We start from the raw sequence: 14,422 nt of genomic DNA on the forward strand, positions 1-14,422 counted from the left end.
CACGTGGAAAAACTACATAACGAAATCAAACAACTTATAATTGATGCGCTTAATCTAGAAGACCTAACTGTCGAAGAGATTGAAACGGACGCTCCACTATTCGGCGATGGTCTAGGCTTAGACTCAATCGATGCCCTCGAACTCGGTCTAGCGATTAAGAAAAAGTACAACATTGTCATTGACGCAGATGATTCCAATACTCGTGAACATTTTGCATCTGTAAGCAATCTGGCAAACTATATCTCTTCGCAAATCAGTGAGTAATGAGTAGGTAATTTCATGACTGACGTAAATAAACAGCAAGTATTTGAGCAAGTTAAAGACGCACTTGAAGAACTTTTTGAAATCGATGCATCAGATATCGTTCCTGAAGCACATCTGTATCAAGATCTCGACCTTGATAGCATCGATGCTGTCGATCTCGTGGTTCATCTGCAAAACGTAACTGGCAAGAAAATCAAACCTGCGGAATTCAGTACCGTGCGTACAGTTGATGACGTGGTCAATGCGGTCACAGAGCTTCTGAAGGAAGCCTAATGCGTCAATTGCTGACGATTCTGTCTGCAGTTGTCCTGCTCGCCTACCCATTCGCTGTCTACTTCGGCATTGAAAAATATGGCTTTTCCTTGGTGGGGATACTGCTTATCGCCGCCTTGGGAATTCGACTGCTCAGTGTCCAACGCAGCCAATTGAAAGAACTCAAGTACGTTGCTCAAGTCAGTGCGGTAACCGGTATCTCGTTGGTAGCCATTGGCATGTTGTTTAAGCAGCATGGTTGGCTGACGTTTTATCCTGTGGTGGTCAACCTGTGCATGTTAGTGGTATTCGCCAGCAGTTTTAAGCAGCCACAAACCATCATCGAACGATTGGCACGGCTGCAAGAACCTGAGTTACCTCCGAGTGGCGTACAATACACACGTAAAGTGACTGCGGTTTGGTGCGGTTTCTTTACCTTAAATGGACTATTCGCACTTTACACCTGCTTTCACTCCATGGAACTTTGGACCTTATATAACGGTCTGATCAGTTACTTACTCGCGGGTTCCTTGTTTGCTGTTGAGTGGATTGTTCGCCAGTTTATCCGAAAGGACCGATAGACATCATGTACCTTGACCAAGCTGACTTTTGCTCGCTCACTGATCTGCTGTGTGCCCAGCGCCCAAGTCTTTATCCTGTCGCATTTGCAGAACAAAACACCTTTAGCTGGATGCAGTTCCAAGCCGATATTGAGCGCTTTCAAACTCTTTTGAACCAACACAGCTCTGAGAAAATCGCGTTGTGTTGCGCAAACAGCTATCTGTTTGCGGTTGGTTTTTTTGCCGTCTGCTACGCCAACAAACGTTTGGTGTTACCTGGCAATTATCAACCTGAAGCGGTACGTGAATTAAGCTCTCACTTCGATCTACTGCTCCACGATGACTTGGTTCCCGTTGTTGAGTCTGTTCCTTCGTTGTTACTCAGCCGTTCAACAGAACCGTTGTCGGAGCCAACGCCATATTTATCGTCACCTCTTGATGTCGACTCAGTGACCCTGACCTTATTTACCTCGGGTTCAAGTGGCAAAGCAAAGGCGATAGTTAAAACCCTGCGCCAGCTAGATAACGAGATCGCCATTCTCGAGTCACTATGGGGCAATCAGCTAACGGGTTCTCGAATTGAGAGCACTGTGTCTCACCAACATATTTATGGCCTGCTATTTCGCCTGTTATGGCCATTATGTTCAGGGCGTCCGTTCGCGGTGCACAACCTTGAGTTTCCTGAGCAGCTCGTTCACCACGCGAATCATGACACCGTGCTTATCAGCAGTCCTGCGTTATTAAAGCGCCTGAGTGAAGAACACGATAGCGCTCCGCTGCGCGCCATCTTCTCTTCTGGAGGACCGCTGACGCACAGTGCTGCCCTGCATAGCCAAGAACTATTCGGTTCACTTCCAATCGAAGTGTTTGGCAGCACAGAGACTGGGGGAATCGCTCACCGAAAACAAGCTGTGCCAACCACACCATGGAGACTGTTTCCAAGTGTCGAAGCGCAACTTAATAGTGAGCGTTGTCTGCGATTAAGAGCCCCCCACATTGACGGCGATAACTGGTACCAAACTGCCGACGAATGCCACTTCCATGATACAGTCTGTTTTGAGCTGAAAGGGCGTACCGATCGTATTGTCAAAGTAGAAGAAAAAAGGATTTCTCTGGTCGAAGTCGAGAAACGTCTTGAACAGCTCGACTGGGTAGAGGAAAGTGCGGTTATACCGCAAAGCGAAGGAAATCGCATCGCACTGTGCGCGGTTATCGTCTTAACTCCGGCTGGTGAACAGGAGATAGCACAACTCGGAAAAGGCAAATTCTGGATTGCTCTTCGTCAAGCGTTACGCAACTGGCTAGAGCCAATCGCGATTCCACGTAAGTACCGTGTTGTCGATGAAGTGCCGCTAAATAGTCAGGGCAAGCGCCAAGTCGCTGACATTGAAAAATTGTTCCAATCATAAACAATAAGTAGCACCATGGATAAAAGAAAACCAACGATCACAAATGTAGTCATTCAAGGTAACCAAGCCACCCTTAGCGCTAAGGTTGATGCGGATATCTTGGATTTTCGTGGTCACTTTAGCCATTTCCCGCTTTTACCGGGAGTCAGTCAGATTGACTGGGCACTCTTTTATGCGATTGAGTATCTCAATACTCCACTGACATTTAAAGGCATGGAAGTGATTAAGTTTCAAGAGCCTATCCTTCCAGATGCCCAGATTACCTTAGAGCTGATCTGGGACGATGAAAAACAAAAGCTGACCTTTAAATACAGCTCAATTCACAACGAGCAACTGGTTATCCACTCATCTGGAAAAATGAAATTAGGGGGCTAAGGTGGACAATTACCAGCCCTGTTTTGTTATCCCTTGCTATAACCATGGAAGCACTATTGCTGCTGTGGTGTCATCACTGAAACCTTTTGATTTACCTTTTATTATTGTTGATGACGGTAGCAATGCGAACACCAAACAGGCTCTTATCGACTTCGCTGAGCAAGACAATGTTACCTTAGTAACACTGGCGCAAAACCAAGGCAAAGGCGGTGCTGTGATGGCAGGGATCCGCCACGCGCATCAACTGAACTTCAGCCATGCGATTCAGATTGACGCTGATGGCCAGCATGACATTGACGCCTTACCTGCACTGATTTCATGCTCACAACACAATCCTGATTGTTTGGTTTCTGGCCAACCCATTTATGATGATAGCGTTCCAAAGGCTCGTCTATATGGTCGCTATGCCACCCATGTTTGGGTCTGGATCGAAACACTATCTCTGACCATCAAAGACAGCATGTGCGGCTTTCGTGCCTATCCCGTTAACAAGACCATCGCAGTGCTAGACAAATATGACATTGGCACACGGATGGACTTCGACATCGAAATCCTTGTGCGTATGTATTGGGAAGGCGTTGATATTGAGTTTGTTGAAACTCGCGTCATCTATCCTGAAGGGGGAATATCCCATTTTGATGCACTTTGGGATAACGTCAAAATCAGTTGGATGCATACTCGACTGTTTTTCGGTATGCTGCCGCGAGCCCCCCAGCTAATCGCCCGTAAGCGCAGAAAAAACAACAGTGATGATCAGCCACACTGGTCGAAACGACAAGAGCAAGGCACGATCTTCGGTATCAAGCTGTTGCTGGCGATCTACAGTTTGCTGGGTCGCAAAGTCTTTAATCTTATCCTGAAAGTGGTCATCGGCTATTATCACCTCGTTGGTAAGGATGCAAAGCAAGCATCAGAAATCTATCTCTCGCAACTCAAGTCGTACGCACAGCAGCACTCTTTCGAGTTACCAGAAAAACTCGACAGCTATCATCACCTGCTGTCGTTTGGTCATACCATTCTTGATAAATTGGCTGCTTGGAAGGGTGACTTCAGTGTCGAGAACCTAACCATTAGTGGTCAGGAAAACTTTCAACGTATGGTGGATAACAAACAAGGGGTTGTTATTCTCGGCTCTCATCTGGGTAATATCGAATTGTGTCGTGCGCTTGGGCGTCGACATTCTCATATCAAGATCAATGCCTTGGTGTTTACTGAGCATGCGGAACGCTTTAACAGCGTGATGAAAGCCGTTAATCCTAGCTCTGAGCTCAATCTGATTCAGGTCAGCTCTATGGGGCCCGATACGGCGATTCTCTTACAGCAAAAAATTGAGCAGGGTGAATGGATCGTGATCGTTGGTGATCGCACATCGACCAGCAAAGAGAGCCGTTCGGTGTGGGCCGATTTTCTCGGTAAACCAGCGCCTTTCCCGCAAGGGCCGTTTATGCTGGCGGCTATTTTGAAAGCCCCCGTTTATCTACTCTTTGGACTTCGCGATGACAGTAGCGATAAGCCACACTTTAACGTCTACTTTGAGCCGTTTAGAGAACAAATCGTGCTGCCACGCAAAGAGCGACAAGCAGCATTACAACAGGTTGTGCAAGACTATGCCCAACGTCTGCAACACTACACCCTGCAAGCGCCACTGCAGTGGTATAATTTTTTCAACTTTTGGACATTAAGTAATCAGCAAGATGACGATGCAAAACGATAACACCATTACGTTTGGCGCACAGGCGCTGAGCATAGAAGATGTAGTTACCATTGCCGAAGGTGCCAATGCTAGCCTCAATAATTCACCACAATTCACCACTAAAATAGACAAAGGTGTTCAGTTTCTTGAACGTTTGTTGAAAGAGGAAGGCGTCATTTATGGCGTAACCACAGGTTATGGTGACTCTTGCACGGTTGCGATTCCACCGAACCTAGTCGATGAACTTCCGCTTCACCTCACCCGCTTCCATGGCTGTGGTCTAGGAGAAGTGCTATCGCACCAACAGGCGCGAGCCGTGCTCGCCACTCGATTATGTTCATTAGCCCAAGGGGTTTCAGGAGTAACACACGATTTGCTCAACCAGATCGTTACTCTTATCAACCAAGACATTTCTCCTCGTATCCCACAAGAAGGCTCAGTAGGTGCAAGCGGTGATTTAACGCCACTCTCTTATCTTGCTGCCGCTCTGATTGGTGAAAGAGAGGTCATCTATAAAGGCGAAGTCCGCCCTACCGCTGAAGTCTACGCCGAGTTAGGCATTGACCCTATTCATCTTAAACCTAAAGAGGGCCTCGCCCTGATGAATGGCACATCGGTCATGACCGCTCTCGCTTGTCTGGCATACAAACGCGCAGAATATCTTGCTCAACTATGTACCAAGATCACCGCGATGGTTTCTGTCGGCATGCATGGCAATGACTTTCACTTTGATGAAGCACTATTTGCGGTGAAACCTCACCCTGGTCAACAGCAAGTTGCTGCATGGCTGCGTGCCGATCTCAACGCCGAACGTCCTCCACGCAACAGTGACCGTCTACAAGATCGTTATTCACTCCGTTGTGCACCGCATGTGATTGGTGTTGTTCAGGACTCACTGCCGTGGCTGCGTTCAATGATCGAAAATGAACTGAACAGCGCTAACGATAACCCAATCATTGACGGTGAAAACGAACGCGTGCTGCACGGCGGCCACTTCTATGGCGGTCATATTGCTATGGCGATGGATACCCTCAAGACGGGTATCGCTAACCTAGCGGATCTGCTCGATCGTCAAATGGCACAACTAATGGACTATAAGTTCAACAATGGCTTGCCCTTTAACCTAACGGGAGCAGAGGGTGAACGTAAACCGATCAACCACGGCTTCAAAGCAGTGCAGATAGGTATTTCAGCTTGGACAGCAGAAGCGTTGAAGCACACCATGCCAGCCAGCGTTTTCTCTCGCTCAACTGAATGTCACAACCAGGACAAGGTCAGTATGGGTACGATTGCAGCTCGTGACTGTTTGCGTGTACTCCAATTAACCGAACAAGTCGCTGCGGCGTCATTGCTTGCAAGTATTCAGGCCGTAGAGATTCGTCGTCGCCATAATGAACTTGATGAGCACCATATGAGTGACAACCTCAAGATGATTCGTGATGCGGTATTAAATGAATTTGAATTTGTCGTAGAAGATCGTCCACTTGAACACGACCTTCGCCACTTTATTTCTCGAATTCAGCAACGCCACTGGTCACTCTATCCGGAGGCTTAATGGAGCAAGCAATCCAATTTCCACTCGAATCTGAGGTGACACTGGTCACCTCGTTTCAAGACGCAGATCCTATGGGTGTGATTTACCACGGCAACTACTTTCGCTTTTTTGAAGAAGCCCGCCGCGTCATGATGGAGAAGATCGACTACGGTTATCTCGCGATGAATGAATCTGGCTACATGTGGCCAATCATAGATACGCGCGTTAAGTACGTGAAAGCGATTCCTTTCAATCACCAGATCCGCGTAACTGCCAAACTGACTGAGTGGGAGAATCGACTGCGTGTTGATTACCTAATCTCCGATGCTGAAACAGGTGCGAGGATGTGTAAAGCGCACACCACACAAGTAGCAGTCAGTATCAAAGAACAGGAAATGTGCTTTGCTTCACCGAAGATCTTTATCGATAAAATTGAGCATTGGCACCAACACGGGAGAGTCGCTCAATGAAAAAGTGGTTAATGCTCGCTTTATTAGCACTCTCTCCCTTTAGCTGGGCGCAAGTCACGGATCTTTCCTCGCTGCAAACAGAGTTAGCCAAGAGCGCGACCGTTCGCGGCGACTTTACTCAACTTCGTCATCTTGAAATGTTTGAGCAACCGTTAAGTTCGCAAGGAAAGTTCACGCTAAACAAAGCACAAGGGTTATTGTGGCAGCAAACTACACCATTCCCAGTTCAGTTGGTGCTGACACAAGATAAGCTACGCCAAACATTTGCTGGACAAGCGCCTCAGATTATCACGGCAAAAGAGAACCCAATGGCGTTCTATTTTAGCCATGTATTCCTAGCGGTTTTCCATGGCGATACCGAAGCACTACAAGAGCAGTTTGATCTGAATTTAGCCATCAACGAAGGGCAATGGACGCTTAGGCTAACACCTAAACAATCCCCCCTAAACTCAGTGTTCGAGTCTATCACTCTGACAGGAAAGCAGGATATCGATGGTCTGATATTGCAGGAAATTCGTGGTGACAAGACCGAAATTCTTTTTACCAACCAGACTCATCAGCCAGAGAGCCTAAGTGATGCGGAACAAGAGCAATTCAGTTTCTGACGATGCAACTCGCCAAAGCTTGGGTGGCAAGAACATAGCAATAGCTTGGCTTGGTCTAGTATTGCTTTTTCTTGCCCTGCTGGCTAAACAGTGGATTTGGTCAGCTCAATCTCCCATTGAGACCAACATCTTAAAGTTGCTGCCAGAAAACCAGCAAAACCCCATTGCTGAGCAAGCGTTTGAAACCGTTTCGAACAACTTCAGCGATAAAGTGGTCTTCGTTCTGCGTACTCAAAAAGACGACCAGCTTTTTGCCGCGGCAAATGCTCTTGAGCAGGCTCTGTCCGATACTGGACTATTTACGGAAGTCACTGGAAAAGTGTCGGCCGAGCAACAGCAGCAGTGGGCGAGTTACTATTTTCAGCACCGTTTTCAACAGCTCACATCGGAGCAACGCCAACGTCTCACGGCAACACCGGAGGCTCAAGTTCAGTACGTCGTCCAATCGATCTATAACCCATTTTCTGGCGTCACTGGCAATGAACTCGCCAGCGACCCATTTTTGTTGTTTCGTGACTATCTTGGCCAGTTAACTCAACAAAGTTCCGCCTTTAGCATCGACAACGGATACCTGACCACTCGGCACCAAAATCAGAAGTATGTGCTGATCACGGCAACACTAAAAGATTCTCCTTACAGCCTCAATGCCCAAGAGGGCGTATCCAAAATTATCGATATAGAGCAGCAACTGACCACGCAGTATAAGGCTCAGACGCTCCACACGGGTGTGCTCTTCTACGCCGAGTTTGGAACTAAGAGTGCGAAATCAGAAATCAGCACCATTGGTCTTTTTTCGCTATTCGGTGTCATCGTTTTGGTGATAGGCGTATTCAGAAGTGGCGCGCCACTGATGCTAGCGCTGCTATCGATCAGCATCGGTTTAGTCGCGGCCCTTGCTGTTACCACAGAGCTGTTTGGGCGAGTACATCTGTTTAGTCTGGTGTTTGGTGCCAGTCTGATTGGTGTCTCCATCGACTACGCATTCCATTACCTAACGGAACGCCTTGCTGCTGGACACAGTTGGGATAGCCGCAAAGGGCTGAAACATATTCTTGCAGCCATTTCGATGGGACTGGTCACCAGTTTGATTGGATATCTGGGTATGCTGATCGCTCCTTTCCCAGGTCTACAGCAACTTGCCCTGTTCTCGTCGATTGGTTTAATTGCAGCCTATGCTACCGTTGTCGCTTGGTATCCGATTCTAGCCAAACACCCCACCGAGTCTCGACCTTTACCGGGCAACTGGCTATGGCAACGCTGGTTGGGGCAATGGGAAAAACCGAGCTTTAAACTCACCATGCCCGCAATCTGTTTGGCTGCCACCTTACTTCCTCTGACCGCGCTGCACTATGATGACGATATCCGTCAACTTCAGGCTATGCCAGATAGCCTCAAATTGCAGGAGCAGCAGATCAACGAAATCAGTGGGCTGCAATCTTCTCAACAGATGTTAGTCGTGACCGCCAATGATGATGAATTGCTAATGCAGCGCCTTGAGTCGCTCCATCCGACCCTAGACCAATGGAAACAAGAGGGCTCGATTGAAGGTTATCAAAGTCTGACTCAATATCTTGGTTCTATCACACGCCAACAGAGTGATTACCAGTTAATCGAGAATCTGTACGCATCACAGGGCGACAAATTGAGCGATACACTTAAGCTCACGTCTGTGCCCTTACTAGCAGAAGCGTTTAAGCCAGTAAATCTACAGGAGTATTTACAGCAGATTGTCTCTGAGCCTGTGCGCTTCTTATATGTAGGGCAGATTGAGCAACAAGTGGCCGCGATCGTTGTACTCACTAAGCTCAACAATGCCGAAATCGTCAAGCAGTTTGCACACGCTCATCCCGATATAAGCTACCTCAATAAGGCAGAAGAGATCTCTACTTTGTTTGGCGAGTACCGCGTCAAAGTCCTTGAACTATTGGTCATCGCCCTCGTGGTGATTAGTGGTTTACTGGTCAAACGTTATGGTCTCAAACACGCAGTGCTAATACTCATCCCTTCCCTTATTGCTTGTCTTGTGGGAATCGCGACAGCGGCGATGCTCGGTTCAACCCTAAATTTGTTCAATTTACTCGCACTTATTCTCATAATTGGGATTGGCATCGACTACACACTATTTTTTGCTGAAAAAGCGCGTAGTCCAAGTACATTACTGGCGATCACTTTATCCGCTCTGACAACGTTACTCTCTTTCGGGTTACTGTCACTGAGCCAGACACACGCCATTCATAGCTTTGGAATTACAGTTCTTAGCGGAATTTTTGTCGCTTGGCTGCTGTCTCCACTCGCGATTAATGAGGAGAAACAATGAAGCGCACTACTTTGGCGAAAACACTGTGCTCAATAGTGCTTGGGGTCGTTCTTAGCGCTTGCAGTTCCACTCCGCAAAGTACAACTCCAACCGTAGTGGTCGCCAAGCAGACCCAAGTAAACCTACCAATCCCTGCGTCGCTAGGTTATTCACTGACGGCTAGCCAATTAATTGAAGCGCAGTGGCAAAACGGAGCGCAAACTCGTAGCGAACAATTGCCGGTACAATTGCAAGTCTCGCAAGATAAGCTCGTTCTGGCAGGTTTTTCTTCTTGGGGAACACGGATTCTGTCTCTTACCTATCAAAACGATAGCATTTCAACAGATGTGATGAGCGGTCTTGGAGGCGTCTTGCCACAACCAGAACAAGTGCTATTTAATCTGATGATCACGCTCTGGCCGAGTTCTGCTTGGGAAGCCCCTCTAAATAAGGTAAGGTGGCGAATGATTGACGAAAACAATTCCAGAGCTATATTCGATAGCGCCGGTGAAAAGGTCATTGACATCCATTACAGCAACAAGGACAGGCTAGTGGGTGAAATTACCTTTAATCACTTAATCGACAACTACACTGTAAAAATAAAAACGCTGCAATTTAGTACAGCCCCAACTAGATAGCCATCATGCTGACACACGTTTCTAAACCGATTTTTATTCAAGATTGTGGCTTTCATTCCGCGATGGGATCAGACGTATCCCAGATACACTTGTGCCTGTCCGGCCAACAAGCCTCAAATATGGTGGTCGATGACCATATCCTCAATACGGGTACTTCCACCGTAGTAGGTCGTATTGATGACCCACTTCCAGAGCTCCCTTCTCATCTCGCGGAGTTTGATACACGCAACAATCAATTGGCTCTCTCGGCAATAAAGCAAATTGAGCATAAGGTTCGCTTAGCGATCAATGAGTTTGGCCCCTCAAGAGTCGCCGTTATCATAGGAACCAGCACGTCTGGTATTGCCGATGGCGAGATCGCATATCGACAGAGACTTGAGAGCGGAGCCTTCCCTGAACACTACCACTATCGTAAGCAGGAGCTAGGCAACACCAGTGACTTTGTTGCTGCCTACTTCGGAATCACAGGGCCATGTTACGCAATCTCTACCGCATGTTCATCCAGTGGTCGCGTATTTATCACAGCGCAACGATTACTGCGTAGCGGACTCGTCGATGTAGTCATCGTCGGCGGCGTAGATACGCTTTGCCGCTTAACTCTAAACGGTTTTAATGGTCTGGAAGCACTTTCAAATACACTTTGCCAGCCATTTAGCCAAGCAAGAGACGGTATCAATATTGGAGAATCAGCCGCCTTGATGTTGTTGAGTTATCAACCATCTAAGGTCGCTCTGTTGGGCGCGGGCGACAGTTCTGATGCCCACCACATTTCGGCACCTCACCCTGAGGGAAATGGTGCAGAGCAAGCGATGCAAAAAGCGCTCGATGACGCAGGACTAGTGGTCGATGACATCGGCTATATCAATGCCCACGGAACGGCAACCCCACTTAATGACAGCATGGAAAGCAAAGCGATTCATCGCTTATTTGGCGATCGGGTAGTGGTCAGCTCAACCAAACCTCTAACCGGTCACACCCTTGGCGCTGCAAGCGCTACCGAAGCCGCCATTGCGTGGCATATTTTGAATTACGACTTAGAGCTACCCAGTCAGCATTGCCGTGACAAAGCCGCGGATATCGAAGTTTCACTGGTTGAAACGACGACCAAATTGCAGGGTAAAGCCATTTTAAGCAACTCGTTTGCATTTGGTGGCAACAATATCAGTCTCATCTTTGGTTACATCCATGACTAGCTATCCTCCTATCGCACAATTACTGCCGCATGATGAGCCGATGATCCTTATCGATCGTGCGCTAGACATTCAACAAGGCACCATCCACTGTCAGGTGGATATAGGCGCAAAGAATCCATTTTATAATACTGACACCAGCACTCTTCCTGCATATGTAGGAATTGAGTTTATGGCTCAATCCGTCGCGGCTTGGTCAGGCTACCACGCCATTCAACAAGGCGCAGAACCCCCTATCGGCTTCTTGCTTGGGAGCCGTCGATACATTTCTCATTGTGATGCGTTCCAAAATGGTCAACAGCTCGACATCTATGCCGAGAAAATGATGGAAGATAATGGTATGGCGGTCTTCTCTGCGCGTATCGAGTTTGCACAACAGACCGTCGCGAGTTGCCAGTTAAATGTATACGTACCTTCAGAACAAAAATTACAAGAAATGAAAATCAGGAGTCACCAATGACCCGTCAAGTTTTAGTTACAGGCGCAAGTAAGGGCATAGGCCAAGCAATCGCAATTCAGTTGGCAAAAGATGGATTCACCATCGCCGTTCATTACATGGGTGACCAACAAGGTGCTCAGCAAACCTTAGACACTATTATCGAAAATGGTGGCAATGGTCGTCTGATCCAGTTTGATATCAGTAATCGCGAAGAGTGCCGTTATAAACTAGAAAGCGATATCGCAGAGCATGGCGCTTACTATGGCGTGGTGAACAACGCAGGCATTACGCGCGATACAGCATTCCCAGCGATGACAGAAGAAGAGTGGGACGGTGTTATCCATACCAACCTCGACAGTTTTTATAACGTGCTTCACCCATGCGTAATGCCAATGGTTCAAAAACGCCAAGGTGGCCGCATTGTTACACTTGCTTCTGTCTCTGGATTGATGGGTAATCGTGGCCAAACTAACTACAGTGCAGCAAAAGCGGGCGTTATCGGCGCAACAAAATCCCTCGCACTTGGACTGGCGAAGCGAAAAATCACCGTGAACTGTGTCGCTCCGGGTCTAATTGATACCGGTATGGTTGATGAGCATGTAAAAGAGCACGCTATGCCGCAAATTCCACTTCGTCGAATGGGTGAGCCGCAAGAGGTTGCCGGTCTGGTGAGTTATCTAATGTCTGATATTGCAGGCTACGTTACTCGCCAAGTCATTTCAGTTAACGGAGGTCTGGTATGAGTCGTCGCGTTGTCGTAACGGGCATGTCTGGTGTTACTGCTTTTGGTAACGACTGGCAATCCGTAGAACCAAAACTCAGAGCCTGTCAAAACGCCACTCAGTACATGCCAAGCTATGAGCAGTACGAAGGTCTCAATACTAAGCTTGCCGCGCCTGTAGACGATTTTGAATTGCCAAAACACTACAAACGCAAACAAGTTCGCGGAATGGGTCGTGTGTCTAAACTGGCGACCGTTGCGACTGAAAATGCTCTGCAACAAGCGGGGCTAATCGGTGCAGAAGTACTGACGAATGGACAAACTGGCATTGCCTACGGTTCATCAACGGGCAGTACCGATGCGATCGGTGCCTTTGGCGTAATGCTCAATGACAAAACGACCAAGGCAATTACCGCGACTACCTATGTACAAATGATGCCTCATACAACCGCGGTCAACGTCGGACTGTTCTTCGGCCTGAAAGGACGAGTGATCCCAACGAGCAGTGCGTGTACTTCAGGCAGTCAAGCCATTGGTTACGCCTATGAAGCAATCAAGCATGGTTATCAAACCGTCATGGTTGCGGGTGGAGGCGAAGAACTGTGCCCGACTGAATCCGCGGTGTTTGATACTCTTTTTGCCACCAGTTTGAAAAACGACGCACCTAAAAGCACACCTAGACCTTATGACACTCATCGCGATGGCTTAGTGATTGGTGAAGGTGCTGGTACTTTAATTCTGGAAGAGTATGAACATGCTAAGGCTCGCGGTGCTAAAATCTACGCTGAAATCATTGGCTTTGCCAGCAACTGTGATGCAGCCCATGTCACCCAACCACAGATGGAAACCATGCAAATCTGTATGGAGATGGCATTAGAAAATGCAGGCATCAAAGCGGAGCAGATCGACTATGTCTCGGCACACGGAACCGCCACTGATCGTGGTGATATCGCAGAGAGTAACGCAACAGCCAACGCACTAGGCAAGGTACCCATCAGTTCTCTAAAGAGTTATTTTGGTCATACTCTTGGGGCCTGTGGTGCGATTGAGGCGTGGTTAAGCCTAGAGATGATGCACACTGGTTGGTTCAGCCCAACATTGAACTTAGACTCTCTTGACGAGCAGTGTGGCAACCTTGATTACATCACTGGCAATGGTCGAGAGTTAGAGGTCGAATATCTGATGAGTAACAACTTCGCCTTTGGTGGCATCAACACTTCGATCATCTTTAAGAAGATCTAAGTTAACTCTCCGTGATAAAAAGATTTTTCTTAGGTTGTCGTTCTACTCAATTAAAGCCCTCAATGAGGGCTTTAATGTCAATGTGAGCAAAAAATAACCAACTTTAGCAAAATATCTCTTTACAACCGTGTGGAATAAGGTAAGATTTATTCGCTCTGCAATTCAGAGTTATTAGTGAAACTGCAAGTCAAAAGTAAATCCTTAGAATTCCTGCGTTACCGGCGTTATCCTCTGTGTTTCCCTTAGCTTCATTGTTACATTAAATAGTTCAAATTTTCAGCGCATAAACGAAGATTAATTCAATTTATATAAGGGACAGATTATGTCTAACAAAACTACTGGTATCGTTAAATGGTTCAACGAAGAGAAAGGCTTCGGTTTCATCACTCCTGAAAACGGCGGCGCTGACGTATTCGTACACTTCCGTGCAATCGCTTCTGAAGGTTTCAAAACTCTGAAAGAAGGTCAACACGTATCTTTCGAAGTTGAACAAGGTCAAAAAGGCCCACAAGCTGCTAACGTTGTAGCTGCTTAATTTTAGATTGACCTTAGCGTCATCTATTTAAGATTTAAAAAACCAGCCCTAGTGGCTAATGCCAGTCAGTTAAGCTGACTGGCTTTCTTTTTATTGGGGTATTTCTTTGCCTTTGGTTTTATTGCTCTCGGATATATCCGCTCTTCTCGTTTAATGGGCAAGACATGGTGTATCGCCTCCTCTTGCAAGTGAGTAATGC

At 47.3% G+C, this 14,422-nt stretch carries 16 protein-coding genes; all 16 read left to right on the forward strand.

All coding sequences use genetic code 11. From position 1 onward, the window contains the following. The first annotated feature begins 3 nt into the window (after positions 1–3). The gene (locus tag QTN95_RS09000) at positions 4–264 is read left to right on the forward strand and encodes a phosphopantetheine-binding protein (protein WP_006879085.1); all 261 of its coding nucleotides are present in this window, start codon (positions 4–6) and stop codon (positions 262–264) included. A gap of 15 nt (positions 265–279) precedes the next feature. Next, positions 280–537 carry an acyl carrier protein gene (locus QTN95_RS09005; protein WP_269375223.1) on the forward strand — a complete coding sequence of 86 codons (258 nt, stop codon included), beginning with the start codon at positions 280–282 and terminating at the stop codon, positions 535–537. Beyond that, on the forward strand, positions 537–1,097 hold the full coding sequence (locus tag QTN95_RS09010; RefSeq protein WP_331417236.1) for a hypothetical protein: 561 nt from the start codon (positions 537–539) through the stop codon (positions 1,095–1,097). The genes QTN95_RS09005 and QTN95_RS09010 overlap by 1 nt, the downstream gene beginning before the upstream one ends. A gap of 5 nt (positions 1,098–1,102) precedes the next feature. Then, positions 1,103–2,485 (forward strand): AMP-binding protein, encoded by a 1,383-nt coding sequence (locus tag QTN95_RS09015; RefSeq protein ID WP_331417237.1) that lies wholly within the window; start codon positions 1,103–1,105, stop codon positions 2,483–2,485. A 15-nt stretch (positions 2,486–2,500) separates the two neighbouring features. Then, positions 2,501–2,860, forward strand: coding sequence for an ApeI family dehydratase (locus QTN95_RS09020; RefSeq protein WP_331417238.1), 360 nt, complete (start codon positions 2,501–2,503; stop codon positions 2,858–2,860). 1 nt (position 2,861) lies between these two features. Then, complete coding sequence (locus tag QTN95_RS09025; RefSeq protein ID WP_331417239.1) at positions 2,862–4,574, forward strand: glycosyltransferase family 2 protein; 1,713 nt, start codon at positions 2,862–2,864, stop codon at positions 4,572–4,574. Continuing rightward, positions 4,555–6,108: an HAL/PAL/TAL family ammonia-lyase gene (locus QTN95_RS09030; protein ID WP_331417240.1), complete on the forward strand. Its 1,554-nt coding sequence runs from the start codon at positions 4,555–4,557 to the stop codon at positions 6,106–6,108. The genes QTN95_RS09025 and QTN95_RS09030 overlap by 20 nt, the downstream gene beginning before the upstream one ends. Continuing rightward, positions 6,108–6,557, forward strand: a complete 450-nt coding sequence (locus QTN95_RS09035) for an acyl-CoA thioesterase (RefSeq protein WP_331417241.1) — start codon at positions 6,108–6,110, stop codon at positions 6,555–6,557. Before QTN95_RS09030 ends, QTN95_RS09035 begins: the two co-directional genes overlap by 1 nt. Continuing rightward, on the forward strand, positions 6,554–7,162 hold the full coding sequence (locus tag QTN95_RS09040) for a LolA family protein (protein WP_331417242.1): 609 nt from the start codon (positions 6,554–6,556) through the stop codon (positions 7,160–7,162). The genes QTN95_RS09035 and QTN95_RS09040 overlap by 4 nt, the downstream gene beginning before the upstream one ends. Next, positions 7,134–9,479 carry an MMPL family transporter gene (locus tag QTN95_RS09045; RefSeq protein WP_331417243.1) on the forward strand — a complete coding sequence of 782 codons (2,346 nt, stop codon included), beginning with the start codon at positions 7,134–7,136 and terminating at the stop codon, positions 9,477–9,479. Before QTN95_RS09040 ends, QTN95_RS09045 begins: the two co-directional genes overlap by 29 nt. After that, on the forward strand, positions 9,476–10,096 hold the full coding sequence (locus QTN95_RS09050) for a DUF3261 domain-containing protein (protein WP_331417244.1): 621 nt from the start codon (positions 9,476–9,478) through the stop codon (positions 10,094–10,096). Before QTN95_RS09045 ends, QTN95_RS09050 begins: the two co-directional genes overlap by 4 nt. Before the next feature lie 5 nt (positions 10,097–10,101). Continuing rightward, entirely contained in the window at positions 10,102–11,289 is a 1,188-nt protein-coding gene (locus QTN95_RS09055; RefSeq protein WP_331417245.1) for a beta-ketoacyl-[acyl-carrier-protein] synthase family protein, read from the forward strand. Next, positions 11,282–11,746, forward strand: a complete 465-nt coding sequence (locus QTN95_RS09060; protein ID WP_331417246.1) for a hotdog family protein — start codon at positions 11,282–11,284, stop codon at positions 11,744–11,746. Before QTN95_RS09055 ends, QTN95_RS09060 begins: the two co-directional genes overlap by 8 nt. Next, positions 11,743–12,468, forward strand: a complete 726-nt coding sequence (locus QTN95_RS09065) for a 3-ketoacyl-ACP reductase FabG2 (protein ID WP_331417247.1) — start codon at positions 11,743–11,745, stop codon at positions 12,466–12,468. Before QTN95_RS09060 ends, QTN95_RS09065 begins: the two co-directional genes overlap by 4 nt. Next, positions 12,465–13,688, forward strand: a complete 1,224-nt coding sequence (locus tag QTN95_RS09070) for a beta-ketoacyl-ACP synthase (RefSeq protein ID WP_331417248.1) — start codon at positions 12,465–12,467, stop codon at positions 13,686–13,688. Before QTN95_RS09065 ends, QTN95_RS09070 begins: the two co-directional genes overlap by 4 nt. A gap of 322 nt (positions 13,689–14,010) precedes the next feature. After that, entirely contained in the window at positions 14,011–14,223 is a 213-nt protein-coding gene (gene cspE / locus QTN95_RS09075) for a transcription antiterminator/RNA stability regulator CspE (protein WP_138971153.1), read from the forward strand. The last annotated feature ends 199 nt before the right edge of the window (positions 14,224–14,422 follow it).

Origin of the sequence: Vibrio sp. M260112 (assembly GCF_036533775.1) — a bacterium.
In the GTDB taxonomy this organism is placed as follows: domain Bacteria; phylum Pseudomonadota; class Gammaproteobacteria; order Enterobacterales; family Vibrionaceae; genus Vibrio.